Annotated in this window: 1 protein-coding gene; it reads left to right on the top strand. The window is 60.7% G+C overall.

The window, feature by feature from the left end; translation table 11 throughout:
• The coding region (locus tag DBV08_RS31900; protein ID WP_260395831.1) for a condensation domain-containing protein at window positions 1-936 on the top strand (936 nt) is incomplete at both ends.

Here is a 936-nt window from a genome sequence, read left to right as displayed (position 1 = left end):
TGTCGGCTGGTTTCGATGTGGCGGTGGAGGTTCCGGTTCGGGCGCGGTTGTTCGCGGTGTCGGAGTCGGAGTTCGTGTTGGTGTTCGTCGTTCATCACATCAGTGCGGATGGGTCGTCGATGGGCCCCATGACGCGAGATCTGATGGTGGCGTATGAGGCTCGTTCTCGGGGTGAGGTTCCGGGGTGGGCGCCGCTCGAGGTGCAGTATGCGGATTACGCGTTGTGGCAGCGCGAGGTGTTGGGGTCCGAGGATGATCCGTCGTCGTTGATTTCGCGGCAGGTCGAGTTCTGGTCGGGTGCTCTTGCGGGGTTGCCGGATCAGTTGGATTTGCCGGCGGATCGTTCGCGGCCTGTGGTGGCGTCTAATCGTGGGGCGAATCATTCGTTCGTGGTGGGTGCGGATGTTCATGCTGGTTTGAATGATGTTGCTCGTGAGTCGAATTCGTCGTTGTTCATGGTGGTGCATGCGGCGTTGGCGGTGTTGTTGGCGCGGTTGTCGAGTACGTCCGATATTGCGATCGGTACTCCGGTGGCGGGTCGTGGTGAGCAGGTTCTCGATGATTTGATCGGGATGTTCGTCAATACGTTGGTGTTGCGGACGGAGGTGGATTCTTCGGAGAGCTTCGTCGATCTGCTCGCAGGTGTGCGGGAGGCTGATCTTCAGGCGTTTGCGCATGCGGATGTTCCGTTCGAGCGTTTGGTGGAGGTGCTCAATCCGGCGCGGTCGCAGGCTCGGAGTCCGTTGTTCCAGGTGATGTTGGCGTTCCAGAACATGGAGCAGTCGGCGTTGCAGTTGGGTGATCTGCGGGTTGCGGGTGTCGATGCCACGGCGGTGGCGGCGAAGTTCGATCTGCAGCTGACGGTGGTGGAGCAGTTCGACGAGTCCGGTGCTCCGGCGGGGATGGCGGCGTCGTTGACGTATGCGACGGATTTGT

The organism is Rhodococcus sp. KBW08 (assembly GCF_003852455.1).
GTDB lineage: Bacteria > Actinomycetota > Actinomycetes > Mycobacteriales > Mycobacteriaceae > Rhodococcus_F > Rhodococcus_F baikonurensis.
The sequence above is the reverse complement of the archived record's forward strand: the minus strand, read 5'-3'. Positions and strand labels throughout refer to the sequence as shown.